Here is a 24015-nt window from a genome sequence, read left to right on the forward strand (position 1 = left end):
CTCCTTGTCGTTGTCGAAATATGAATCTGTCTATACCTCTTATCCTAAAAATAATGCGTTCGACGAACAATGGAGTCGTTTTGCCCGGTTTGTGTTTTTTTTAGGAGGGGGGAGTTCAGGGGGAGGGGAGGTGGTGCGGGAAGGCGAGGGCTGCTTTTTCGGAACAAGGAAAAAGCCACACGGAGCTGTGGCTTTGATAATTTATTTTTCATCTGTTTCGGGCTAATAATTTACGAATTAGCTTAATCCACTTAGGCTCAAAAGCTTCACTAATAGGGAAACCTTTATAGTACTTTTGGTATTCATCTCCTTCCTGTATTTGTTTATTTAATATATGTGGAACTTCAGTTAAAGTAAGAATGTTGGAATTTTCTTTTTTCAAATAGTAGATATTATCTGTACATTCAACACACTTAAGTATATACGAGTGTTCTGGACCATAATAAAATAGATTTAATTCACTTCGACAATTCGGACAATGAATTACATGTTTCCGGCTAAACCATTTTAATAAATTCACTTATTCACCCCAAATACTGTTCTTATATATTCTTGCTCTGCAGGTGATGGTTTAGCCCACCCGTTTGCTGGATCTGTAGCGTAACCAGATGGACTGATGTACCAATTTCCATCAAAGTAAGACATATTAAATCCTAGATCATTTTTTGTAAGACCTAGACTCTTATGAGAGATTGTACCTGATACATTTTGGATATGCGCTTCTACCGTTCCATCACTCCGAATAATGCCTGTAATAGGTTTATTTGTTGAGACAGCCTTCTGAGTTAGTTGATTCAACTCAGGAATCAACCTGGAGACCCTACCAATACCAGATACAATAACTGCTGTACCACTGGACAATGTTGTAGCTGTATAGCCCATCGTTGCAACATCCGCCGCAGCTAAGCCCGATGAAACTACTGCAGGAGCGTATACAATACCTGCCGCCATAGCAGGCACAGCTAAAGATAAGGGAGCTATTATCTCGTTTTCATTATTAATTTCATCTAATTTTTTCCATGACATCTGACACAAAGAAACACGAAGTATGGGATAAGAAAAAGTTAAATTTTCTTAGGGGAAAACTAAAGCTGGCTATAGTAGCAGTAGAAGATGGGAGGAGTGATAAGGTTGATGGAAAAAAGTTCTTAGAGAAACATCCTAAGTTTATACCGGAACTCTAGGTTTAATCATTCTTTTCATACCTTCTAGTTAATTATTAAATTACTTAACATCGATTTCAAAAAAGGATATACTGTCGCAAAAATAGAAATTATCAAGACTAACAATAAGATAATTATTACTAAAGCCAGCTTAAGTGCCTTTCGTTTTGTCCCGCTGGACGCATGTTCATCTTCCAACATTTACCACACCCTATTTACTACCTCTCATACTTTATGCTCCTAAATCTACATCCATAGCAGATCGATTCAGGATTGTAAACCCACAATCGTTTACGCTAAGTTTGCATTTTCAGAGAGGTGTAATTTCAATAACTTCAACTGGAGCAATCTCTTCGATGTCACTTTTTTTTATATTAATATCGATTCTTCCAATTCTTTCATCTATAATCCTCCTTATCAACTTTAACACCAATATTCGAGAAAAATGGTCTAAGTGCTCCGATATACTTTGCACCTTCATCCGCAATGCTAATTAAATATTCTTGTGCCCTCGAATCCACTTCCAAGGTAAATAGGTTCAAGATTCTACCTCCCCTAACACCTATCTGACGACTTCTATGGTTGAAGATATCGTTTGTCACTAAATTTCATTATCCATCCATCTTCGGTATATAGTTCTCCTGGCAGCCCATCACTCAATTTTTTTATATCAATTGGTTCGCCATCATCGTATTTTGCAAAAACACTAATCAAACTTTCCTCTTCAAGCGCTAGTAACAGAAAATGTAACGTTGTATCAACTACTTGAGAAGTAATATCTACAATACGCTCTTGCTGATCTTTTTCTAAATTATTTATAAATTCTTCAAACAGTAGTTTACTGCCTTTATCTTTCATCTCACCATGCAAGACTTTTTCCCAATGAAAGATTGCCTTGTCTCGGACTTGCGTCATTAAAATCTCTCCAAAAGCTTCTAGACCGTTTTTCATTGATTTTTTATCCTCCTGCTTCTTGTGTTCCGTGCATTGAGCACTTAAATTAAAGTAAAGCTTCTGCAACTAATTATCTACCGTTTGTTTAAAGGACCATTCCACCACCAGGGCTTCTAGATTGTCACTATACTTTTTAATATATCTACTAATTATATTTTCTAACCCTACTTATTTACTATAAGTCACATTTAAACACGGTTTCAGTAGGAGATAATGTCGAGAGAATGCATTTGTTGTCGAAAACCAAAAAGCCCGACCCCCGTAAGGATCGGACTGGTTGTTGAGAACCTCTCGTCGCTACGAAAACAACGGGTCTCTATCATTCATGGTCTAATATAGTCGATTTTTCAACTATATTTTTCCGAATTTGCGAAAAAGCAGCGAATATATACGATTTTTCAGCTATAATCGTCCAAAATCCCGCTTTTCGAAAAATTATATATGATTTTTCGTGCTTATTCCTTCGAATCGGCCCTACAAGACGGCGGCACAGCCGCCTTTCTACAGTTAACCGACCCTGCGCGACTTTCTCGAGCACCCAGCCCGACCCCAACAAGGGTCGGGCTTGCACTCACCTCTTCGCACATTCCCTACCTAAAATCCTACACACCCGAATAAGCCATAAAGCCACCGTCGACCGGCACGGTGATGCCAGTGACGAAGCCAGACAAGCTGTCGTCGGCTAGCCACAGGAGCGTGCCGAGCAAGTCCTCTGGCTTGCCGAAGCGGCGCATTGGCGTGTGTGTAATGATTTTGTTCGAACGGGCGGTTAGCGAGCCGTCTTCGTTGGTGAGCAGCTTGCGGTTCTGCTCGGTCAGGAAGAAGCCCGGGGCGATCGCGTTCACCCGAATCCCGGAGTCGGCCATATGGACAGCCAGCCATTGGGTAAAGTTATTGATCGCCGCCTTCGCCGCGCTGTATGCGGGCACTTTCGTCATCGGGCTGAACGAGCTCATCGATGACATATTGATAATGACCGCGCCCGGCTTGTTCACCATTTGCTTGGCGAACTGCTGGGTTGGAATCAGCGTGCCCATCACATTCAGATCGAATACTTGGCCGAAACCGTCTTCGGTCAGGTCAAAAAACGTTTTAACCGATTCGTCCGCCAAATCCTCAGTCTTGAACGACTCGTTCGTCGTGATGCCGTCGGGGTGGTTGCCGCCCGCGCCGTTAATCAAAATATCGCAAGCGCCGAACGCCGCTTCCACCTGCCGCGCCGCACTCTGTACGCTCGCCGCTTCGATCACGTTGCACGAGACGGCGAGCGCCTCGCCTTCCGCCTCACGAATCTCTTGAGCCAGCGCCTCGCCCTTCTCGGCAGTCCGGTTCAATATAGCGACCTTAACGCCCTGCCTGCCAAGCTCTCTTGCCATTGCCGCGCACAATACGCCGCTGCCGCCAGTGATGACGGCCACTTTGCCCGCCAACCGTTCATGAATAGGCATAGCTGTCATTATTAGACCCGCTCCTTCCGCTGCCGATCGAGCGAATCCCACACGCCCCACAGATACATAATACCGAGTGCGCGGTCATACAGCCCGTAACCCGGGCGGCACTTCTCGTCCCAAATATGGCGGCCGTGATCCGGTCTCACGAAGCCTTCGTACCCGTTCTCATGGTACGCTTTCACCACTTCGGCAATATCAACCGTACCATCGCTGCTGCGGTGCGAAGTCTCGATGAAGTCGCCATTCTCGTATACCCGTACGTTGCGGATATGAGCGAACGGAATGCGATCGGCGAACTCGCGCACCATGGCCGGAATGTCGTTGTCTGGATTCGCGCCAAGCGAGCCGCTGCACAGCGTGATGCCGTTGTAAGGACTGTCCACCAGATCAAGCAGTCTGCGGATATTGTCGCGGCCCGTTACAATTCTCGGCAGGCCGAACACGGAGTAAGGAGGATCGTCCGGGTGGATCGCCATTTTAATGTCATGCGCCTCCGCTACCGGCACGATTTGCTCCAAGAAATATTGCAGATTGGCGAAGAGATCCTCCTCTGTCACGTTCTTATACGCCTCGAACAAAGGAGCCAAACGCTGAAGGCGCTCCGGCTCCCAGCCTGGCATCGTGAATTGGGAGTTTTCGCTAATATTGCGAACGAGGTCTTCTGCTGCCATGCTTTCGATTTTCGCTTTATCGAAGAAGAGCGCCGTCGAGCCGTCCTCCATCTCCTTGAACAGGTCCGTCCGCATCCAGTCGAAGATCGGCATGAAATTATAGCAAATCACTTTTACGCCGACCGTAGCCAGCTTCTCAATGGTCCGCTTGTAATTCTCGATATACTTGTCCCGCGAAGGAAGGCCAAGCTTAATGTCCTCGTGGACGTTGACGCTTTCGACGACTTTGAGATGAAAGCCGTACTCGTCGGCCAGCCGCTTGTATTCCAATATCTTTTCCATCGGCCATTCTTCGCCCGCCGGAACATCGTGCAATGCCCACACAATGCCTTCAACGCCTGGAATTTGCTTGATTTGCTTCAGTGTTACCGAATCGTTGCCCTCGCCGTACCAACGGAATACCATTTTCATCGCGATGATCTCTCCCCTAGTGTGATTGTCCGGCACCTAGCCTACAGACTGTCAGCCGGACATCGTATTCGTTATTCCTTAAAATATTGCGGGTACAGCGTTCGCAGCTCCGGCAGTTCGCTGTCCAGCTTGCCAATATGAGCCTGCAGCAGACTTCCCGTCTGCTCTGGGTCTCCTGACCGGAGTGCGTCGTGCAGCCTCCGATGCTCCTCCACCACCCGATCGGAATGACCGAATTGCTTCATGGCCAAATAACGCGCCCGATTCAGATGTCCACGCATATGGTAGACAACCTGAAGCAGCGTCGCATTGCCGGCCGCCTCCAAAATCACGCGGTGGAACGCCTCGTCCAATTGCAAAAAGAGCACCATATCTCCCGCTTCAGCCGCGCGCTGCTGCTCAGCGATCAGCTTCTCAAGCGCCGCATCCCCGCCCAAGGGGCCAGACTTGTCCTTCCAAACCTCTGCTGCAAGCCGGAATGCGCCCAGCTCCAACTGCTCGCGAATAAATCTCGCCTCGCTTACCTTGCGTTCGGAAATCAACGCAATTCGTGTACCTCGCTGCGGCAGCACGTCCAGCAGCTGCTCGCTGACGAGCAGCCGAATCGCTTCTCGTATCGGCGTTCGGCTCACTTTCAGCGTCTCTGACAGCTCATTCTCATAAATCATCGTACCGGGCTCCAACTTCATCGATACGATATTGTCCCGAATCGTCTCGTAGATTTGGTCGCCCAGCGATTTGCGCTGCGTCTGCTGCAGCGGCGGAAGCATCGACATCCTTTTCTCTCCCCCGTTTTTGTCTATCTTCAATTTACTTGTATCCTTGTATACAAGTCAAGTGGCAGACATAAATTTAACCCCTCAAACGCCCCCGAAACAAGCCTGCCGAGAAGGACGAGGCGCTGGCCCGAGAGATTCGCGAGGCGGGAGGCGAGGCGCTCGCTTCAAGTATTCTACTCCTTAGCGTCGAAGCCTTCACCAGTCGATCCGCATGGGCTAGACGGCGCAAAAGCCTCGCTAGTCGCTGCTCGTTCATTTGCCTCCGACGCAGAAGCCATGTTCCGATCGGCTTCCGCCTTGCAATCAGCCGCTCTTTTTCTAGTCCGATCGATCCGTCTCTCCATCACATAACGATCTCTACGATCCATAATACATCACCGCCGCAACGGAGCCGACCGGCATCAGCTCATCCGCATATTTTTGCAATATCCCTTTGTCCCTATCGTTCAGCTCATAGCAGCTATAGGCCGCCATGTGCACCGTGCCTGTCCGGATATCGTACCTTCGGTAAGCGACCACAACTCCCGCTAGCAAATCGTTCAGCACTGCAAACACGCGTCTTTGGTCGAGGCTTCCTTTGAGCGCCTCTTGCTTCAACTGCTCCGGTATTTCCAAAGGCGAAACGCCGTCCACTGCCGCTGACTCATAGGACTTGACTGTGAAGCAAACTTCCGGCGACAAATAGTCGGTGGCGTATCGGCCTAATTCCCGAGCGTCATGCTCGGCCAACTGCAGTTGCTCATTCCATGCATAGATTGTCGCTTTGTGACTGCCCGAATTATGAATGCGAATATACCGGATATGCGGAAAACGCTGCTTCATAATCTGCTCCGTCCATAAACGTGTTCCCACTGCTCCCACCTCCGCTCGAAAGTATAAATTAACCATTCTATTGATAACGCTTACAAATATAATATGGCATCCGTTTCAAACTATTCCCGGCTATCCGATTCCGTGCGCCCAAACTGAGCAAGGTTGCCGGAACATGGAATGATTATGTTTATTGTGACAGATGTGTGCGGTTCATTGCGACCAAATCGAGCGACTGTAACTCATATCACAGACAACGCCGCTTTCCTGCACTATAATGGATGTATCTTTTAGATTAGAAAAGAAAAAGAAAGGCAGGACTGATTAACATGCTCAAGGAACATCTCGTTCATTTCAGAATCATCGATGGCGGAGAAACGAAACAGCTGCGCGGGCTTCTGTTTCTGGAGCAAAATGTGGAACCAAGCGCTGAAGACTACGCACGGTGCTTGCGCGATTGCGGTCACGACGTTCGGCTGATCGATCCGAAAAACTTTATTTATGAAGCGGTAAAAGAAAACGGGCAAACGTATCTAATCGATGTTCTGGAAAACTACGAAAGCCAGAAACGCGATCTTCATACCGATTATTTGGCAAGAACCTTCAAGCGCAACGACCCTATCCTGTAAAACTGCCCCTTATAAAGCCGCGCTTTCCAAACTATCCCGCAGCCGTTTGATTGCAATCCGAATTGTTGCTATTATAGGAACATACATTCTGCACAGGCCGAACAAATGGCGCTTCGGAAACGACTTCTCTGGCCCTCAAGCCAAGAAGACGATCTCCCTAGCGCTTCGGCCGTTTCGGATTGTGAATAAAGGTTTTTTCGCCTGATTTGAAAGGATTACACCGATGAAGTTAACGATAATCAACAGCGTGCGGACCAACAACTTCAAGGACGAGCTGCTGCTGCAAAAAATTTCGGGACTGTGGAAGGAAGCTTACGATCGCACGGCTGATCAAGACAGCACCCTTTATGGCGTTTATCATCAATACGAGAGCGACTATAAGGGCGACTATACGTTGTGCATTGCCGTAGAGGGTGAAGAAGGCGAACGTCAACTGGAACTGCCGGCAAGCGCAAAGTACGAGATTTTCCGTGTCGATACGGCTGAAGAGCAAGGCGTTGTAAAGACATGGCAAAAAATATGGCGCCGCGAAGAGGCGGGCACCTTGAAGAGAGCCTATACATGCGACTTCGAAAAATATGATTCTCACGGCGAGATCGATATTTATATCGCCATCAAATAAACGTTTCAGATCGGCAGTTCGTTATTGTCAAATGCCGCCCGTTCCTCCACAATGAAACTAGGAACTTCTGGCAATAGCAAGTAACGAGAATCCGATCGGAGGAATGTCGATGACCCCGGAATTAGCAGCCTCAGACGTCGCACGGATGCTGGAGGAGCACAAACGGTTTTTCGGGAGCGGCCGGACGCTAAGCGTCGATTTCAGGCTCGAGCAGCTGCGTAAATTGCAGGAAGCGATTCGCCGGTTTGAACCGCAAATCGTCGAAGCGTTGCATAAAGATTTGCGGAAAAGCGAATTCGAAACGTACGAAACGGAAATCGGTTTTACGCTGGACAGCATTCGCGGCACGATCAAGTCGCTGCGCAGTTGGGCCAAGCCGCAAAGGGCGAAAACCCCACTTCACCTGCTGCCTTCAAGCAGCAAAATAATTGCCGAGCCTTACGGCACGGTATTAATTATTAGCCCGTTTAATTATCCGTTCCAGCTGTGCATCGAGCCGCTGATCGGAGCAGTAGCCGCGGGCAACTGCGTCGTGCTGAAGCCATCGGAAGGCACGCCGCATATTACAGGCGTCATCTCCCGGCTGATTGCGGAAATCTTCGACCCCTCGCACGTTCGCGTAGTGGAAGGCGAGAAGGAAGCGACGTCGCTGCTCATTCATGCGCCGTTCGATCTGATCTTCTTCACCGGCAGCACAGCCGTCGGCAAAATCGTCATGAGCGCGGCGGCAACAAATCTCGTTCCCGTCATTCTTGAGCTTGGCGGCAAAAGCCCGGTCATCGTCGACGAGACGGCGAATCTGGATATCGCCGCGAAGCGCATCGCATGGGGCAAGCTGCTGAACACCGGACAAACCTGCATCGCCCCCGACTATATATTGGCCCATGCTTCGATCAAGAAGCAGCTGATGGAAAAGCTGGCGGAGACGATCAAAGGCTTTTACGGACAAGATGCGCAGACGAGCCCCGATTACGGCCGCATCGTCAACGAGCGCCGGTTCGATCAGCTTGCCGCTATTCTGGAGCAGGACCAGTCCACTATTCGTTACGGCGGCCGACTCGACCGCAGCGATCTATACATTGAGCCGACTCTGCTCGAAACGTCTTCTTGGGAAGACGCGGCTATGCAGGACGAAATATTCGGCCCGATTCTCCCCGTCTTGGAATACCGTACGCTTGAAGAAGCGATTCATACCGTGAACGGGAAGCCGAAGCCTTTGGCGCTGTATCTATTTACCGAGAATAAAGCGACCGAGCGGGAAGTGATGACGAGAGTCTCGTTCGGCGGCGGCTGCGTCAACGACTGCATCCAGCATATCGCCAATCCTCATATGCCTTTCGGCGGTGTCGGCTCTTCGGGTATCGGAGCTTACCACGGCAAGCACAGCTTCGAGGCGTTCTCCCATCGGAAAAGCGTCTTGAAAAAAAGCACTCGCATCAACGTGCCTGTCGTATTCCCGCCCTATAACGAATCGAAGCTGAAAATATTGAAGAAATTGTTGAAGTAAACGCCTGAGTTTACGCCTAAGCCTTAGCTGCGTACAACAAAGCGACCATAAAAAAACCGTCCATTATGGCCGTAAAGGCCGAATGGACGGTTTTTTGCATCGCGGCTGCGCCTCTGATGAAGCTAAGCTCAACTCTTACGCTCTTGCTATTCTGCCGCTAGCAGATTGATAATGGCATCCATCTGCGGCTCTGTAAGCGGGCCAATATGCTTGTAGGCTATATTGCCCTGCTTATCGACAAAGATCGAAACGGGAATGCTGCGGATGCCGTTCGCTCTTGTCACCTTTTTATCCCGATCAAGCAGTACAGGGAACGTATAGCCATGCTCCTCAATGTAGGCAGCAGCCTTATCCCGCTCTTCCCCGACGCTGATGGCGAGCATGACCAGCCCCTTATCCGCTTGGTTCTCGAAAATCTCCTGCATAGCCGGCATCTCCTGCTTGCACCATTTGCACCAGGTAGCCCAGAAATTCAAGTAGACCGGCTGACCGGCATAGGCTGCCAGATCGACCGGGGTGCCGGACAGATCGGGCAGCGTGAAGGCAACAGCCTGTTCGCGCTGCTCGAGCGGAATAAGCGCTACAGTATTTTCTGCATCCACTTCGGCATCCACCTCTGCACCCATATCTGCATCTGTACCGGCTTCCGCTTTCGCGCCCTCTTCCGAGACTTCCGTTTGCACAGATCGCTCCTCTTGCCCGGACAAGCTGTAGTGGCGAACACCATAGGCCGCCAGCAAAAAGATAATAATAAAACCGATGCCTATCCACGCGTTTCTTTTCATGCTGCCCCCCCTCCAGCCGACCGTTTATAGGTTAAAAAGACCGGCATACTGCCCCAATGCCTCAAGCTGATTGGTGAATACAAGAATCCCCATAACGATCATGACAACTCCGCTAGCTACGGACAGAGCCGGCAAAAACCGGTTGATTTTATTTAAGTAGAAACGAAGATTGCCCATCAGCAAAGCCGATACGAAGAAAGGCAGCGCCAGCCCAAGCGAGTAGAACACGAGCAGCAGCACTCCCTTCCCTATCGTCTCCATGCTGCCCGCATAGATAAGAATTGAAGACAGAATAGGACCGACGCAAGGCGTCCAGCCGATGGCAAAAGCCATTCCGAGCAGGAAGGAACTCGCTTGGCTGCCGCTAATCTGCTTCGAAAGCAGCCTTTTATCGGCATAAAAAAAGCGGATTTTAATAAGTCCGGTCATATGTATGCCAAAAATGACAATGATGACGCCGCCCACTTTTTGTATAATGTCCAGATTGGTCGTCAGCAGCTTGCTGAGCGAGCTCACCGAAGCGCCGAGCACAATGAAAATGAGCGAGAAGCCTGCAATGAATAAAATAGATCGAAAGAGCACCGTGCTCCCTTGTCTATTGCCATTCACCTCCGAAACGGAAGTGCCGACGATATAGCTCAAGTAAACTGGTATTAACGGCATTACGCATGGCGACAGAAAAGACAGCAGCCCTGCGGCAAAAGCCAGTATAGCATCCACTCTCTTGTCCCCCTTTCTTGCTGTCCAAACGGATAAGATGGGCAGTCGATCGACTGCCCATCCTGTGTTGCTTATTTAGATAGCAAGTTGTACAGCACCTGCGCTACTTCCGCTCGCGTGGAAGCCGCTTCTGGATTCAGCTTGCCGCCTGCACCGGATACAACACCGCTTTCCACAAACGCCGACAGCGCTTCGCGTGCAAATCCCGCTACTTTGCTGTTGTCGTTGTAGCTGTTAAGCGTTTTGCCGGTTTTATCAGCTGGCAGTTCGCCCAACTGTTCAAGTGCGCGGTGCAGCAGCGTGAACAGCTCTTGGCGAGATAAGCCTTTGTTCGGTTCGTATTTGTTGTTGCCTACGCCGCCTGCAATATTTAAGCGTTTGGCAGCCGCAAGATAACCGGTGTAGTACGTATTGCCAGCGTCCGCGAAGTTGTCGGCGGAAGCTTCATCCGGCTGAATACCGTATGCTTTGAGCAGCAATACGATGAATTGTCCCCGGCTTACCGTCTGGTTCGGGCTGAAATGCTCAGCGTCCGTTCCGCTTGTAATTTCTCTGGCAGCCAGGAACGTAATAGCGTCATGGTGCCAATCGCTGTTTTTCACATCACTGAACGCAAGCTTCTGATAGCCAATGATGTATTGCGAGAAATGATCGGTAACAAAATCGACCGTGCCCGAAGCGGCATTATACTTCCCGCGAATAACTTCAAGAGCTCCCTCATCCGTCACGTTGTATACAATAATCGCAAGAGGATCTTCTCCTGCCGCTGGCTTATACGGAAGGCTTACTGCAGCTTTCCCTTTGCCAAAGGACGGAATGAGCTGATCGCCTGCAAAAGCGGACAGCACATATACCGGTCGGTTTCCAAGCACTTTCTGCGATTCCTCGTCGAGCGAAGTCTTCGTCACGATAAGGCTGATGTCTCCAGTAGTCTGACCCGCTGCAATTTGCTTCACAGTCGCAGCATTCAGTTCGATCGTCGCAAGCGTGCCGTAGTTCACCTGAATGGCAGCGCCTGTTTCCGAGCTGATCTGATTAAAGAGGGTGCGCCCGATTGTAAATTGAGCGGTTTCTGTTTTGTCGTTCGTCTCGACATTCAGCTGGATAACAGCTTGATTGCCGCCAGCTTCCGCCTCTTTGATCTTATTGATGATTCCCGCGAGCTCTTCTCCCGAAATGACAGCAACAACATCGCCTGTCGCCTCGTCCGTCTGCGTAACGCTCTTCACCGCAACGTTCTTCTTGCCGGCTGGTTGCCCATTTCCGGTAGAATCGGTCGGCTGTGGAGTTGGTTGTGGAGTCGGAGTCGGTTGCGAGCCGCCGCCACCTCCGCCGTTGCCGCCAGTTCCTCCACTGTACGCAGGAACGACGATTTCAACTTCGGAGCTTGCATTGTATCCATACTTAGCAGCCGTTCTAACTACATAAGTTCCTGCCGACAAACCGGTAATCGCCGGAACGGCAGCTTGAATGTAGTTATTTGTCCCTTTGAGCTTATACTCCAGGCCGGCAACGGTTCCTGTAATCTTTCCGTCTTTATTAGCACCGCTGGTCGGAGCGACACCCGCAAGGCCGACAGGCGGGTCTTGGTCAATGTTGACGTAAGACGCAACGACAACCTCGACAACCGGACTTGCGCTATATCCTGGTGCAGCTGCCTTCCTGACGAAGTAACTTCCCGGTGATAGGCCGGTAATGACGCTTCCCGTTACCTTCTGATAGGCAAGGTCATCCCCAGATCTGTATTCCAACGAGTCATTAACACCCGTAATTTGACCGTCATCATTGGCTGGCGATGTCGGCGTTACGCTTGCCAGTCCAGTTGGCGGATCTTGGGACTGTTCATCGAAATTAGGTACAATAACTTCTGTAGAAGGACTTGCCTTGTAACCTGGTTTTGCAGCAGCACGCACCAGATAAGTGTCCGGCTTAAGTCCTGTCAGATAAGTGCTGTTCGTCACAGTAACAGGCGCATAGTTTTGATCGCTAAGAGCCTTATATTCCTGTCCTTGCTTCACGCCTTCGATTTGACCGTCATCGGTGTTCGCCGCAGTAGGCGGATGGCCTATCAGTCCCGCAGGAGCTGCTTGCTCCTCCAGAAATTCCGGCACAACAACCGTAACGATTTCACTAGGATCGTAAAGCGATTTCTCCAGCCTGGAGATTGGACCGTTAACGCCGGTTTTGGCTGCGTATCTTACTTCGTAAGTACCCGCCGCAAGTCCGGTAGTTTCAAGCTCGGAAGCCTGCTGGAAGTTAATCTCGCCTTGGAGGCGATATTCCTGAGAAGCTTTTGTTCCTTTGATTTTACCATTAGCGCTGCTGCCAGATGTCGGCGAAACGCCGGATAGACCAGATGGTTTCAGCTCAAGTCTGGAGAACAGCGTCTTCAGCCCTTCTACCAGCGTTGCATGGTTAACGCCGCCATTATAAGTCGGCTGGATATTCGTCCAGGAGTACATCAACTCGACATGCCCAAGAACAGGCGAGCTTTTGCCGTTGGTATCTGTATTATTTTTGTTGTACACAAACAGGTAAGGGGCTTGCAGACGCTGAACGGCCACTTCCTGATTTTGATCATTGGTATATTTGATTTGTGTGGAAGCTCCCAGCTTGTACTCCGTCTTCAAATCCGGGAAGTACGTTTTCACCAGGTCGACATATATATTGGTGTTCCGATGGCCGGTTTGACGAGTTTGATAGAAGTTGCCGTCGTCAGGCTTCGGATGGGAGAACTCGCTCTGTGCAGAAACGGCGCCGACGCCGCCATCCAGCTTGGTGTCCCAATTGTAAACCCGTTTAATGCCGTATTTATTCGCATATTCGTTGACAAATTTGATGACCGCCTGCGTATTGCCGCACCATGCGCATCCGAACAAAATAACGCTCGTATCGTCGCTGTCCAACACCACATGCAGCTCATCAAGCGTCACCGGCTCGATGACAATTGGCGGATCGTTTTGATCAAAAATAGCCGAACCGGAGAAGCGGTTGTAAGACAGCGGTACATATTCACTATTGGATAATACCTTATGATCCGCTTTCTTCACGCCGTTAACCGGTGTGGAAATCTCGTCGAACAGCTCTCTTAAGCTGCTTTCATAATCCGTTGTATTCGTTGGCTTATCGCCAAGCGCAGCTACGATCGGAGCGGCATTGCCGCCGTCTTTATGATCCTTGTTATAGATAAATAAAAATGGCGTCGAAATATTATCAGCGCTATTCGATATCGTAGTAGGATTTGCGCCTGAAGACGTATACGTGTATGTAACGGTCTCCGTGCTGTTAGTGAAATCATCCAGATTGGTCAAATACTTATTGACCAAATCGACATAGCGGCGATTGAGCGGATCAATCGCATTGCTTCTAATGTCCGTGTTGGCATTCACGCCGTCCAACCGCGGGTCAAACTGATGAATGCCGGTAATGCCGTATTCCTTGGCGACCTTGTTGATGGACCCGATCGCAGCCTGCGTATCGTTATCCCATGCGCCGCCGACCAGGAAGATGTAGTTGCCCGAATAAGTCAGCACATGATCGAACTCGTGATAAGTTACTGTGCGGAATACATGATCGGGATCATTTTGCAAAGCGGGAAACTTTTTCTGAAAATATCCGATAGGGTCAAGCGTTGTTCCGATTACGTCGGTCGGCCCTGCCGCAGCCGCCGCTATTTGCTGTCCCGGACCGCTGTAAAAGGCCGGAAGCACCAGCAAAGCGGACAACACAAGCAGCAGCAGCTTTTGCGATAAAGGTTTGGCTTGTCTAGTCATATGCTTACCTCATTTTCTTCGTGGTTTATTTAAGCCTGTTGCATTCATTCGAATACAAAGGCCTGTGAGAACAGGCCTCGTATGCAAGATCCTTGATTAGCAATCCTTTTCTCCCTCGTCGTCGATATCGCACGTATCGTCGCTGCTGGACGAGGACGACGAAGAGGATGAACCGGAGGAAGACGGTGCGCTAACGGACGGCGCTGTTGGCTGAACAACCTGTTTCGGTTTCTCCGTGGAAGAAGCTTTCACAACTACCTTGGCCGGCTGTGTGGATACAGGAGCCGTTTCTTTAGCCGTTTCCTTCGCCGTCTCTTTGGCTGCATCTGCCGGCGTTTGCTTAGCCGGCGTTTGCTCGGCAGCCTGCGGTACATCCGCTTTCTTCTTCGGCTCTTCCTTATCCGTAGCGGACAGGACAGCCTTGGCAGGAGTCTCGGATTCCGTTTGCTTCGGCTCTGCTGCCGGTTTCGCCGACGGTGCAGCTTGCTCGGAAGGCTTTACAACCGCTGCTTGTTCAGCAGAAGCTTTAACCTCAGCCTGCGAGCTTCCTTGCGCCTTGCCTTCCGGCTCCGAGTCTTTAACCGCAACAACGGCCTGCGCTTCGGCTTTCCGTTCTTCCGGTGCCTGCTCGCGCTCGACTTTAGCAGCTGACAGCTGCGTCTGTTCGGCGCCAGCTTTGCTCTCCGGCTGTTGCTGCTGAGGCGCTTGGCTAACGATCTCGCTCTCCGGCTGCCGACCGGCGTCGGCATGCACGGTATCCTTTTGATTGCCTGCGAAGATGCTATAAGCGGATATGCCAATTACAGCGCCCGCTACTGCGATAGAAATGCCCCATTTGGAAAAAGTGCGTTTCGTCATCGTCGTCACCTATCCTTCTTTTATCATTAATAGCTTAGCAATCTTCTTCACTGCTGCCCTTGGACGACGAGTCCGAGGAAGAAGAGGACGATGAAGATGAGGAGCTGGACGAGGACGGCGCTGTAACGGAAGGCGCAGTTTTCGGCTGATTCGCACCTGGCTTCGCGATGCTAACTGTCTTAGAAGGCGCGGACTCTGCCTTAGGCGCTTCCGTCGGTTTAGGCTGCTCAACTTCTTTTGCAGGCGCAGGTGCGGCTGTTGCCTTAGGCTGCTCTTGCTTCGCTGGCTCTTGTTTTTCATCCTTTTTAACAGGAGCGGAAGCAGGCTTTTCTGCGGAAGTACCGGCATTTGAAGCGACTGATGCTTGTTTAGCTGGTTGTTCTTTCGCAGGTTCGGACTTAGCTGCTGCCGGCTTCTCCGATTCTTGTTCGGATTTCACGGACAAGCTGGCCGTCTGAACGCTCGCTTTGACAGGCGGCGCCGATGGCTCCGGCTGGCTCTCTTTCGTAACGGAAACCGGTGCTGCAGATTCTTTCTCTTGTTGTGTTGGCTCTGCAGCCGGCTGATTAGCCGTTTTCTCCGGTTCGTTCTTCGCATTGACTACCGGCTCTGCCGCTGGAGGCGCGTCGGCCTTAACGAGTTGTCCCGATTCCGCTGCTTTTGGCGCAACTTCTGCAGCAGCCCCGTTAGCTTGGGACTGTTTCGACGAGATGATGCCATAAGTTAAAGAGATTAAGATGGCTAACCCGGCGATAACCGATAAAGTAAGTTTCGATGTTGTTAAGCTTTTCATAGTAAATGATCCACCCTTCCCCGAATTTCTAAATTGGACTTGCCTTTGCTTTCTTGATGAGCCCTCCCTGCACCCATCACTCTTTTTCGCCAATAGAAAAAGACGCATGAATACGGATGCCTTAGTGGCCTTCCATCTTCATGCGCCTCTAGTTTACTAGTAGGCAAACCGCCTCATAAAAGCGGTTAGTCGTTTCTTTTGAAACCCGACTATTCTTATTGGACTTAATGAATTTTAACATGGTCCGTAGGTACGGTCAATACAAAATACGGATATTTTTTCATACAGAACCAATAAATATTTTGCTTATGTCATTAGTGTTCGATTAATCGGCGAAGACGAGCGTGCCGAAATGTTTGGATAAGTGAAATTCGATCGCACCAGTTGGCGACCACGCCCAGAAGTGACGGTTGCCTTCTTTATCGTCGTCGATCCGATACAGATTAAAGCGCCATTCCGAACCGGGTGCGGGGGCCGCGTCGAAGTTCATCAGCGGAATTGAAAGCTCGCAGCGCCAGCTCCCATCTTCTCTTTTATGGACCGAAGTGAGCAGCCCGTCGGCATTCCATTGTACGCCAGCGTTGATCTGTCCTTCTCCGTCGTTAACAATCAGGGCATCGTAAACGACGTTATTCGGACTGATGACGAACTCGCGATAGAGCAGCCCCTGTCCGGCGTCATCCAGAAAAATCTCGACGACGTCTTCATGGAAAAGCGGGTCGTCGCGATCGGTCATCGTAGCAACGACATGATCGTCTTCGCAATCGAAGTGGACCATAATCGCCTCATCCGACCAGCATAGCTTAACGTTCGTCTGCAGCCTTGCCCGTTCTCCGTCTATGACATTCGACAACGAAACCGAGTCGAGTAGCTCCCAATTGACCGATTCGATTGGGCCTTGCACTTTCTTGCACAAATATCGCTTCAGCGAATTCATAGCATTCATCGTCTCCTTTTCTCTGCTGCAGCCTTACTCGACATCCCGTCCACCCCGTAATAAAACCTTGCTACGGCTTGCCGAAGGTGCCCCCGTCTCTCTTATCCGCTAGACGATGAACGAACTGTTCCTTTTCCGCTATGTACCGGTCCATGTAGTCGTTGCCGTTTCGTTCGTTAAACGCTCCAATATGCCTATCGATTTCGCCGTCCAGCCACTCGAGCGTCACCTGTTCCGAATGCGCAAGCCGCTTTCGCCGCTTTTTCTTGCTCCACTCCCGGAGAAAGAGACGTACCGATAAAAAATAGCGGAAGCGATCCCACGGGAGCTTGCTATCAAGACCAAGCTGAATGGTGCGCTCGTACAGTTTGACGGCCTTCGGCATGTCCATTATCGTGAAAAACTCGATAAACACGCTATATTCGATCAGATACTGCGGTCCGTTTAGCAATCGGTAGGCTTTCTTGGCTGTTTCCGCCGCTTGATCGTACTCGCCCAGCTTTAACAGCGGCATCATTAATTGGCTGTAGCTGTTCTGCGGGACCGCGCGGCAGCTTAGCTTGCCTTCCAGAATCGGCTTCAGCGTCTGCAAGCCCTTTTTATTATGGTTAATGCGAAAATAATACTCTGCGAACAAATTTTGCTCGCATGCCCGGCAGTCCGATAAGGAGTCGCGCGGCGTGCCCCGCCACAAGCGGAACTCGTCCGCCGCCTCCTTCATATGGCCTTGCGACAATAAAAAATTCACTTTCTGCTGATGATACGCGCGAAGCGTAAAGCCCAGCTTCCCGCACCGATCCCGGAAGTCGTCAAACACCCGCTCGATAAAATCCAGGCCGAGCTGCGGCATGCGCCATAAGTGGTTCAGCACCCACTTGTACTGCCACATGATTTCCAGGCTGGAATATCCCCCGGGGTCGCGGTCGTACTGCGCCAGGCACCAGGAAAAGGAAATATATAGACGTTCCGGGCATCCACTTTCCAGCGCGGCCGACGTGTATTCCATTCTTGCCTCGTACGCTTCCTGCACGTTCATATGCTGATCGGCGATGCGAATCGTTTCCTCCATAACGGCGAGCTTTCTTTTGCCGTCGGGCATCGACCACAGCTCTCTGCGCAATCCGTCATACCGGTTTTTCATGCCGAACCTCCCGGTGGGGCATTCAGACCGCGGCTCATAAACTCGTGCAAGGAAACATTCATTAGATTCAGTTCCTCCGCACTCATCGTATGGTTGCCCATCAGCAGCGCTTGCGTATACAACAGCTCGATGCACAGCTTTTGCATGGACCGGTCGCTCGTCATCATCGCCCTGCGGACGATCGGATTATTATAGTTGTAGCAAAGCCTTGCAAAAGGCTCCTCATAGAGCTCTTGCCGAATGACCTGAACGATTTCCGCGAACAGCGGGTTGGCGATTTTCTCGCTTTCTTCGGCCAGCTTAAAGAAGTTAACCTCTTCGTTCGTATTGTAGAGAGCCGGCAGATCAGACGGCTCAAACCACCTCACCGTACTGCGGCATTGAAACTTGGCAAGCAAACGGTCCGACAGATCGATAAAAGGCTGAACAGCCAGCCTTTCCTCCACGTCCAGCCGCTCGAAGCGGCCGGCGAATTCAAGCACGTCCAGCACGACAACCTCGACGTCGGCCACATTCGGCAAGCTGCGGACAAGCTCAAAATCATGCACGTAGCCGCCGTTGACGACCATCAAATGCTGCGCTTTGGCCACCCTTGCGATTTGCCGAAATTCATCCAGCGTGGTGGTGAGCAATACGGTCGAGCGATTTTCCAATATAGCCGACATCTCTAGCTCGCCGTACGAAGTCTCGAAGGTGAGATGCCGGATAAACAGCTCATACAGCTCCTCATCCTCGACCGCCATCGCTTTAATTGAATGGTAATGAATCGCGATTATTCGTTTGAACAGCTCCGGATTGCTTTCTGACAAGCCGATCAAATATCGTTTGATGCATAAGCCCAGCTCGTCGCGCACCGTATAAAACAGTTCATTTTCCTGAAAAGCTTCGCGCGAAGCCGTCGGCCTTAGACCGTCCGTATTAATAATGCCGTTAACAAAAAAGGCCCAAGCCGGAAGCATGTTGCTCAGCTTGTCCGATAATAACATGTTTTTCAAATAGACCTGATGCCGTTTCTCATCCTGCAGGCTGACCGCGTAGGGCAATACGTAAGCGACACCCTCCACTCCGCCCACCCGGGAAAAAACCGGAATGACGTCCAGCGGCTTATATGCGGCATTGCTTTCGATATAGTCAGCTGCGGCCTGCTTGTCCATTTTCCACGGGGGCGTCTCTTCATTAATTCGCAGTTCATCTTTTTCCACCGCAAAATGAATCGGAACGGTCAGAAATTGACCGTATTTCACTGTAAGTTCTAGCAAGCGCTCATTTTCGAAGTAATCTTCATAGTCTGGTTTGGCCTTCAAATAGATCGTCGTCCCGATTTGCACTTGCTCCTTCAGCTTCCTGAGCGAATAAGTGCCGTCGGGCTTGCCCCTCCATTCGAGCGACTGGCCTTCCTTCGCAGACCGGGTAATGAGCACGATTTCTTCACTGACGATAAAACAGGACAGCAGTCCAACGCCAAATTGCCCAATGAAGTCGTCGGCTGCGTCGAGCTCGCCCTTTTTCGAGGTGCTGCCTATGCGGGATAAAAAGCGTTCAATGTCTTCTGCGGTCAGACCGCAGCCATTATCCTGAATGGAAATCGTATGCACCGAAGGGAACAGCTCAACTGTCAGCTTCCCGTGAAACGATTGTCCCAGCCTTTTCCGCGCCATAATTGCATCCGTTCCATTCTGCAGCAGCTCCCGGACAAAAACGCCCGGATCGGAATACAGGTGGTTGGATAAAAGATCGATAATACCTTGCAAATTGACCTGAAAGTTCATGTTTTCCATTGTGTGTACCTCTGCGAAAGTAAAAGTGGCAAGATGCATCTACATTCGTTATCGGAAGATTGATTCCTTCTGGAGAGAAGGATTAATTTTCAGAATAAAATAATAATTAAATTAATTTCATTAGTTAAGTTTTAAGCCCAGTAATAATTCGCGCAGTTGCGTATAATTATCCGCCGTTAAATACGAGTCAGGCACTTGATCGGACTCTGGCTTCACGCCGCGGTGATTGAACCAAATAACGCTCCAGCCGGCGCTAAGCGCGCCCGTCACATCGTTGCGCCAGGAATCGCCGATATAAATGCTGTTCGATGGCAGCGTGCCGGTCCGTTCATTAACGTAGTGAAACAATCGCTGGTCCGGCTTGTCCCATCCTGTCGCACCCGAGACAAACTGCCGCTCCGGTGGAATGAGATCATCCAACTGCATCGCCTTAATTTTCATCATCTGATGGCCAGGCGCTCCGTTCGTTATCAAGCCGATAGTAAATCCGCGGGCGGCCAGCTCACCGATCAGTTCCCTGGCCCCCTCGAACATCGTAATTTGATATTGGCAGCCGATATAGGCCGCTTGCATGCGCGCCGCTTCCTCGTTCGTCAGCTTCACCCCGAATTCGGCCAAGGACAACCGGAAGCGTTCCGTCCGCATTCGCTCGGTCGCCTGCCCTTCCTCCATCGCTCCCGCTCCGCCCATCTCCAGCGACAGCATGTCGCTGTAATAACGCATGCGGTGGTAAGCCTCCTCGTATGGAAAACCGCGAGGGACGGACGCTTCCGCATCAACGGCCGTACGGAACGGGGCCAGATGATCGTATAAGGTGTCGTCTACGTCGAAAAAAATGCCTTTGATGCTTTCATTTATCGTCAACAGAAACTCTCCTTTTTTTCGGCAAGTCCCTTTTATTTTATCATCGAACGATGAGGGAGGGCACCGTCCCAGCACGTTTTTTTCACAGCAAAAAACCCCGTCCATGCTGGACCGGGCCGCGTGTAAAAAAAGAAGAATACCGTTTGTCTGCGCCGGGCTTGGCGCCTAGTCTTGCTTTCTGGCCGCTTGCAGCTCGCTTTCATTATGATGAAGGCGTTTTAGCATCGATTGGTACATATTGCTTTCCTGCGAACTGAGTCCTTGCTTGTTGTCTTTCAAAATCATTCGCCCAATGTTCCGTTTCAGGATCGCATTGTTGCGTCCGAGCATTTCCTTGTAAGTCAACGCATTCACCTTCCAGTTCAGGTTTCTCCTCTATCTATATTCTTTTATTATATCAGACGGGCAAAAGCGCAGAGAAACCCTGTGAGAGTGCCGTTATCACCATTTTCAACCGTTTCGCCCCAAAAGCGGCTCTCTGTCTCAGTCGTTCGGCCTCATTCTCCTTTTTTTGCTTGCACGATGCAACTGGCTAGGAGGAGCTTGGCGAGGGAGCAACGTGTGGGGCGGGCGATGTGTGGGGCGGGCGGTGCGGGGGGCGGGCGGGGCGGGGCGGGCGGGGCGGGGCGGGCGGTGCAGGGCGGGCGGTGCAGGGCGGGCGGTGCAAGGGCGTTTGAAACGCCCTTGCATCGACAAGCGCCGCTGTGCTACACTTTAACTAATTTTTACTGAACGGAGGGGTACGTGTGATAGATTTTATCCGAGTTAGACATTTGCGCGGCTAATAAGCCCGGCGGATACCGCCCACACGGCGGTTGCATACCGTTGCGCTTACAGATAGAAGCCGCTATAAGAGAATGCTTATAACGCCTTGTATTTGTCGATAGCGCCAAAGCTCTGCCTGCGCGCAGAGGACTCAGGATAAGTCTGTCCATGTTACGTTGCCCCATCGGTAAGGTCCGCTGTCTGTATTCCCGGAGAGTCCAATTATTCGGCCTCTTGGAACGTCAGTCAGTTGGCCTTTGGTTTCTTCGGTTCATTTTCCGCAGCTCGTCAGCCGATGAGTTGCAGAACCGAAGGGCCCTTTGCCGACGCCGCGTGCCGATTTCATTCGCATGGACTCGCTTCGAGCTCTGAAATCCTCGCGCCTCACTGTGTGAACACAGGCAGCAGACTGGCTGCCTGTGTTTTTTATTTTTTACATGTACGACGACCGTCGTACGCGAGAGGATGATCAAACTTATGACTGAACAACAACTAATACAACCGGAACAGCGCGCCGTCATCGTCGGCGTTCAACTACAGCATCAGAACAACTTCGCTTACTCGATGGAGGAGCTGCGCAATTTGGCAGCCGCCTGCTACATCGACGTAGCGGCCGAGCTTAGCCAGAAGGCAAGCCGCGTCAATCCGTCCCACTATATCGGAACTGGCAAAATCGAAGAGCTGCGCGCTTTGCTGGAGGCGCATGAGGCAGAGCTTGTTATTTTCAACGACGAGCTCTCGCCTTCCCAAATTCGCAATCTGGAGAACGATCTGCAGTGCACCGTCATCGACCGCACCGTGCTTATTCTCGACATATTCGCTGAGCGCGCCAAAACAAGAGAAGCACAGCTGCAAGTCGAAGTAGCGCGGCTTCAATATATGCTCCCGAGGCTGGTCGGCCTGCGCGCTTCACTTGGCAGACAAGGCGGCGGATCTGGGTTGAAAAACAGAGGCGCGGGGGAAACAAAGCTGGAGCTCGATCGTCGACGGATCGAGGAGCGCATTACTGCGCTGCAAGCAGAGCTTGAAAAGCTGGTTGCGCGCCGCCAAATTCAGCGCAAGCAGCGCAAGAAAAACGAAGTGCCCGTCGTTTGCTTGGTCGGCTATACGAACACGGGCAAATCGAGCTTGATGAATGCTCTTATGGAGCACGTCAACCCCAATACGCATAAGCAGGTGCTGGCGCAAGACATGTTGTTCGCCACACTTGAAACGTCCGTCCGCAACATCGAGCTGCCGGACAATAAATCATTCCTGCTCACCGACACCGTCGGCTTTGTCAGCCAACTGCCCCATCACCTCGTCAAAGCGTTCCGTTCGACGCTGGAGGAAGTGACCGAAGCGGATCTACTCATTCACGTCGTTGACTATTCGCATCATGAATATTTGCAGCTTGTCGCCGTCACGGACGAGACGCTGAAAGATCTCGGTGCGCTAGAGCTGCCGACCGTTTACGCCTACAACAAATGCGACCTGACGGAACATGCCTATCCTCGCATAGAAGAAGGTGCCATCTACCTGTCGGTCAAGGAAAAAGCAGGACTCGACGAGTTAATCGACTTGATTCGCAGCCGCGTATTCCAGGACTACCTGACATGCGAGCTGCTCATCCCGTACGATCAAGGCAAAATCGTATCCTACTTTAACGAGCACGCCCACGTCCGCTCCGTCAGCTACGAGGAAGACGGCACGCGGCTGTCGATGGAATGCCGCAAGTCCGACTTCGACCGCTTCCGGAACGAAGTGAAGGTACTCTCGCCGTTGGTCTAGTCGCGGGCGGGGATTTATACGGTGATGTATAGCAAAAGGCGGAGCAAGGGTTTTCCTTGCTCCGCCTTTTGTGGTCTCGCTGCGGCCAATAACTGCCTTTTTGCAGTTATTACTGCCGTTTCATGCTCGGGAGAGACAAATAACTGCTTTTTTGCAGTTATTTCCTGCCCTACCCCACCGTTTACGCCCTTGCTCTGGTCAATAACTGCCTTTTTGCAGTTATTCCTGCTCTTTCATGCTTGGGAAAGAGCAATAACTGCTTTTCTGCAGTTATTTTCTGCACTACCCGCTGTTTACGCCCTCGACCAGGTCAATAACTGCCTTTTTGCAGTTATTTCTGCCATTTCACGCTTGGGAAAGAGCAATAACTGCGTTTCCGCAGTTATTTCTTGCCCTACACCGCCGTTTACGCCCTCGCTCCAGCCAATAACTGCCTTTTTGCAGTTATTCCTGCCGTTTAGCGCTCGGGAGAGACAAATAACTGCTTTTTCGCAGTTATTTCCTTCCTTCCCCCGCCGTTTACGTCCTAGCTCCGACCAGTAAACAGCCTTTTGCAGTTATTCTCGTCATTACCCGCGTGGAAGGACAGTTGGTTTGCTGGTTTGCTGGTTTGCTGGTTTGCTGGTTTGCTGGTTTGTTGGTTTGTTGGTTTGTTGGTTTGTTGATTTGTTGATTTGTTGATTTGTTGGTTAGAAGTTTGCGCTCGCTCCATACTTTCGGCCGGATCGCGCACTTACCCAATATTACTGTAAAGTTAGTCGCTATCCGCCATTCTCGCGCTCGATGCTGCTTATCCGACATGGTGTTTAAGCGCACCGTGAGCTAATTGACTCG

22 protein-coding genes are annotated in these 24015 nt (G+C 50.7%); 4 read left to right on the forward strand and 18 right to left on the reverse strand.

Features of this window, described 5'->3' with window-relative positions:
* Positions 1-516: 516 nt before the first annotated feature.
* The 8 genes from ACFVTB_RS14750 to ACFVTB_RS14785 all read right to left on the reverse strand — a co-directional run bounded on the left by ACFVTB_RS14750 (position 517) and on the right by ACFVTB_RS14785 (position 6281).
* On the reverse strand, positions 517-1026 hold the full coding sequence (locus ACFVTB_RS14750; RefSeq protein ID WP_387750259.1) for a hypothetical protein: 510 nt from the start codon (positions 1024-1026) through the stop codon (positions 517-519).
* A gap of 535 nt (positions 1027-1561) precedes the next feature.
* Positions 1562-1705 carry a hypothetical protein gene (locus tag ACFVTB_RS14755; protein ID WP_387750262.1) on the reverse strand — a complete coding sequence of 48 codons (144 nt, stop codon included), beginning with the start codon at positions 1703-1705 and terminating at the stop codon, positions 1562-1564.
* Between the two features lie 34 nt (positions 1706-1739).
* On the reverse strand, positions 1740-2114 hold the full coding sequence (locus ACFVTB_RS14760; protein WP_387750265.1) for an epimerase: 375 nt from the start codon (positions 2112-2114) through the stop codon (positions 1740-1742).
* A gap of 605 nt (positions 2115-2719) precedes the next feature.
* Complete coding sequence (locus tag ACFVTB_RS14765) at positions 2720-3574, reverse strand: SDR family oxidoreductase (protein WP_387750268.1); 855 nt, start codon at positions 3572-3574, stop codon at positions 2720-2722.
* A 2-nt stretch (positions 3575-3576) separates the two neighbouring features.
* Positions 3577-4650: a mannonate dehydratase gene (uxuA, locus tag ACFVTB_RS14770; RefSeq protein ID WP_387750270.1), complete on the reverse strand. Its 1074-nt coding sequence runs from the start codon at positions 4648-4650 to the stop codon at positions 3577-3579.
* 71 nt (positions 4651-4721) lie between these two features.
* Complete coding sequence (locus ACFVTB_RS14775) at positions 4722-5426, reverse strand: GntR family transcriptional regulator (protein ID WP_387750273.1); 705 nt, start codon at positions 5424-5426, stop codon at positions 4722-4724.
* A 176-nt stretch (positions 5427-5602) separates the two neighbouring features.
* Complete coding sequence (locus ACFVTB_RS14780; protein WP_387750276.1) at positions 5603-5797, reverse strand: hypothetical protein; 195 nt, start codon at positions 5795-5797, stop codon at positions 5603-5605.
* Positions 5787-6281 (reverse strand): hypothetical protein, encoded by a 495-nt coding sequence (locus ACFVTB_RS14785; RefSeq protein ID WP_387750279.1) that lies wholly within the window; start codon positions 6279-6281, stop codon positions 5787-5789. The genes ACFVTB_RS14780 and ACFVTB_RS14785 overlap by 11 nt, the downstream gene beginning before the upstream one ends.
* Positions 6282-6568: 287 nt before the next feature.
* Between ACFVTB_RS14785 and ACFVTB_RS14790 the strand changes: the two genes are divergently transcribed.
* The 3 genes from ACFVTB_RS14790 (at position 6569) to ACFVTB_RS14800 (ending at position 8997) form a co-directional block, all read left to right on the forward strand.
* The gene (locus ACFVTB_RS14790; protein ID WP_387750282.1) at positions 6569-6868 is read left to right on the forward strand and encodes a hypothetical protein; all 300 of its coding nucleotides are present in this window, start codon (positions 6569-6571) and stop codon (positions 6866-6868) included.
* 223 nt (positions 6869-7091) lie between these two features.
* On the forward strand, positions 7092-7490 hold the full coding sequence (locus ACFVTB_RS14795; RefSeq protein ID WP_387750285.1) for a GyrI-like domain-containing protein: 399 nt from the start codon (positions 7092-7094) through the stop codon (positions 7488-7490).
* A gap of 109 nt (positions 7491-7599) precedes the next feature.
* Positions 7600-8997 carry an aldehyde dehydrogenase gene (locus ACFVTB_RS14800; protein WP_387750287.1) on the forward strand — a complete coding sequence of 466 codons (1398 nt, stop codon included), beginning with the start codon at positions 7600-7602 and terminating at the stop codon, positions 8995-8997.
* Between the two features lie 146 nt (positions 8998-9143).
* On the opposite strand, the gene ACFVTB_RS14805 is transcribed toward ACFVTB_RS14800, so the two are convergent.
* The 10 genes from ACFVTB_RS14805 to ACFVTB_RS14850 all read right to left on the reverse strand — a co-directional run bounded on the left by ACFVTB_RS14805 (position 9144) and on the right by ACFVTB_RS14850 (position 20991).
* Complete coding sequence (locus ACFVTB_RS14805) at positions 9144-9782, reverse strand: TlpA family protein disulfide reductase (RefSeq protein ID WP_387750290.1); 639 nt, start codon at positions 9780-9782, stop codon at positions 9144-9146.
* Positions 9783-9806: 24 nt separating this feature from the next.
* Positions 9807-10502: a cytochrome c biogenesis CcdA family protein gene (locus ACFVTB_RS14810; RefSeq protein ID WP_387750293.1), complete on the reverse strand. Its 696-nt coding sequence runs from the start codon at positions 10500-10502 to the stop codon at positions 9807-9809.
* 71 nt (positions 10503-10573) lie between these two features.
* The gene (locus ACFVTB_RS14815; protein WP_387750296.1) at positions 10574-14275 is read right to left on the reverse strand and encodes an S-layer homology domain-containing protein; all 3702 of its coding nucleotides are present in this window, start codon (positions 14273-14275) and stop codon (positions 10574-10576) included.
* A gap of 96 nt (positions 14276-14371) precedes the next feature.
* Positions 14372-15133, reverse strand: coding sequence for a hypothetical protein (locus ACFVTB_RS14820; protein ID WP_387750299.1), 762 nt, complete (start codon positions 15131-15133; stop codon positions 14372-14374).
* Positions 15134-15167: 34 nt separating this feature from the next.
* Positions 15168-15926, reverse strand: a complete 759-nt coding sequence (locus ACFVTB_RS14825) for a hypothetical protein (RefSeq protein ID WP_387750301.1) — start codon at positions 15924-15926, stop codon at positions 15168-15170.
* A gap of 325 nt (positions 15927-16251) precedes the next feature.
* Positions 16252-16863, reverse strand: coding sequence for a carbohydrate-binding family 9-like protein (locus ACFVTB_RS14830; protein ID WP_387750304.1), 612 nt, complete (start codon positions 16861-16863; stop codon positions 16252-16254).
* A 70-nt stretch (positions 16864-16933) separates the two neighbouring features.
* Positions 16934-18004 carry a hypothetical protein gene (locus ACFVTB_RS14835; RefSeq protein WP_387750307.1) on the reverse strand — a complete coding sequence of 357 codons (1071 nt, stop codon included), beginning with the start codon at positions 18002-18004 and terminating at the stop codon, positions 16934-16936.
* Positions 18001-19782, reverse strand: coding sequence for an HSP90 family protein (locus tag ACFVTB_RS14840; RefSeq protein ID WP_387750310.1), 1782 nt, complete (start codon positions 19780-19782; stop codon positions 18001-18003). The genes ACFVTB_RS14835 and ACFVTB_RS14840 overlap by 4 nt, the downstream gene beginning before the upstream one ends.
* A gap of 120 nt (positions 19783-19902) precedes the next feature.
* The gene (locus ACFVTB_RS14845; RefSeq protein WP_387750785.1) at positions 19903-20640 is read right to left on the reverse strand and encodes an HAD family hydrolase; all 738 of its coding nucleotides are present in this window, start codon (positions 20638-20640) and stop codon (positions 19903-19905) included.
* A 171-nt stretch (positions 20641-20811) separates the two neighbouring features.
* On the reverse strand, positions 20812-20991 hold the full coding sequence (locus ACFVTB_RS14850; protein ID WP_387750313.1) for a hypothetical protein: 180 nt from the start codon (positions 20989-20991) through the stop codon (positions 20812-20814).
* A gap of 897 nt (positions 20992-21888) precedes the next feature.
* On the opposite strand from ACFVTB_RS14850, the gene hflX reads away from it, so the two are divergent.
* Positions 21889-23181, forward strand: coding sequence for a GTPase HflX (gene hflX / locus ACFVTB_RS14855; RefSeq protein WP_387750316.1), 1293 nt, complete (start codon positions 21889-21891; stop codon positions 23179-23181).
* Positions 23182-24015 lie beyond the last annotated feature (834 nt).

The organism is Paenibacillus sp. NPDC058071, assembly GCF_042885235.1.
Classification (GTDB): domain Bacteria; phylum Bacillota; class Bacilli; order Paenibacillales; family Paenibacillaceae; genus Pristimantibacillus.

Excerpts from the sequence above, each read along its gene's own strand:
- ACFVTB_RS14795 (WP_387750285.1), top strand. The coding sequence starts at position 7,092 with ATGAAGTTAACGATAATCAACAGCGTGCGGACCAACAACTTCAAGGAC.
- ACFVTB_RS14780 (WP_387750276.1), bottom strand. The coding sequence starts at position 5,797 with ATGGATCGTAGAGATCGTTATGTGATGGAGAGACGGATCGATCGGACT.
- hflX (WP_387750316.1), top strand. The coding sequence starts at position 21,889 with ATGACTGAACAACAACTAATACAACCGGAACAGCGCGCCGTCATCGTC.
- ACFVTB_RS14760 (WP_387750265.1), bottom strand. The coding sequence starts at position 2,114 with ATGAAAAACGGTCTAGAAGCTTTTGGAGAGATTTTAATGACGCAAGTC.
- ACFVTB_RS14830 (WP_387750304.1), bottom strand. The coding sequence starts at position 16,863 with ATGAATTCGCTGAAGCGATATTTGTGCAAGAAAGTGCAAGGCCCAATC.
- ACFVTB_RS14800 (WP_387750287.1), top strand. The coding sequence starts at position 7,600 with ATGACCCCGGAATTAGCAGCCTCAGACGTCGCACGGATGCTGGAGGAG.
- uxuA (WP_387750270.1), bottom strand. The coding sequence starts at position 4,650 with ATGAAAATGGTATTCCGTTGGTACGGCGAGGGCAACGATTCGGTAACA.
- ACFVTB_RS14775 (WP_387750273.1), bottom strand. The coding sequence starts at position 5,426 with ATGTCGATGCTTCCGCCGCTGCAGCAGACGCAGCGCAAATCGCTGGGC.
- ACFVTB_RS14820 (WP_387750299.1), bottom strand. The coding sequence starts at position 15,133 with ATGACGAAACGCACTTTTTCCAAATGGGGCATTTCTATCGCAGTAGCG.
- ACFVTB_RS14805 (WP_387750290.1), bottom strand. The coding sequence starts at position 9,782 with ATGAAAAGAAACGCGTGGATAGGCATCGGTTTTATTATTATCTTTTTG.
- ACFVTB_RS14750 (WP_387750259.1), bottom strand. The coding sequence starts at position 1,026 with ATGTCATGGAAAAAATTAGATGAAATTAATAATGAAAACGAGATAATA.
- ACFVTB_RS14825 (WP_387750301.1), bottom strand. The coding sequence starts at position 15,926 with ATGAAAAGCTTAACAACATCGAAACTTACTTTATCGGTTATCGCCGGG.
- ACFVTB_RS14815 (WP_387750296.1), bottom strand. The coding sequence starts at position 14,275 with ATGACTAGACAAGCCAAACCTTTATCGCAAAAGCTGCTGCTGCTTGTG.
- ACFVTB_RS14765 (WP_387750268.1), bottom strand. The coding sequence starts at position 3,574 with ATGACAGCTATGCCTATTCATGAACGGTTGGCGGGCAAAGTGGCCGTC.
- ACFVTB_RS14790 (WP_387750282.1), top strand. The coding sequence starts at position 6,569 with ATGCTCAAGGAACATCTCGTTCATTTCAGAATCATCGATGGCGGAGAA.
- ACFVTB_RS14840 (WP_387750310.1), bottom strand. The coding sequence starts at position 19,782 with ATGGAAAACATGAACTTTCAGGTCAATTTGCAAGGTATTATCGATCTT.
- ACFVTB_RS14835 (WP_387750307.1), bottom strand. The coding sequence starts at position 18,004 with ATGAAAAACCGGTATGACGGATTGCGCAGAGAGCTGTGGTCGATGCCC.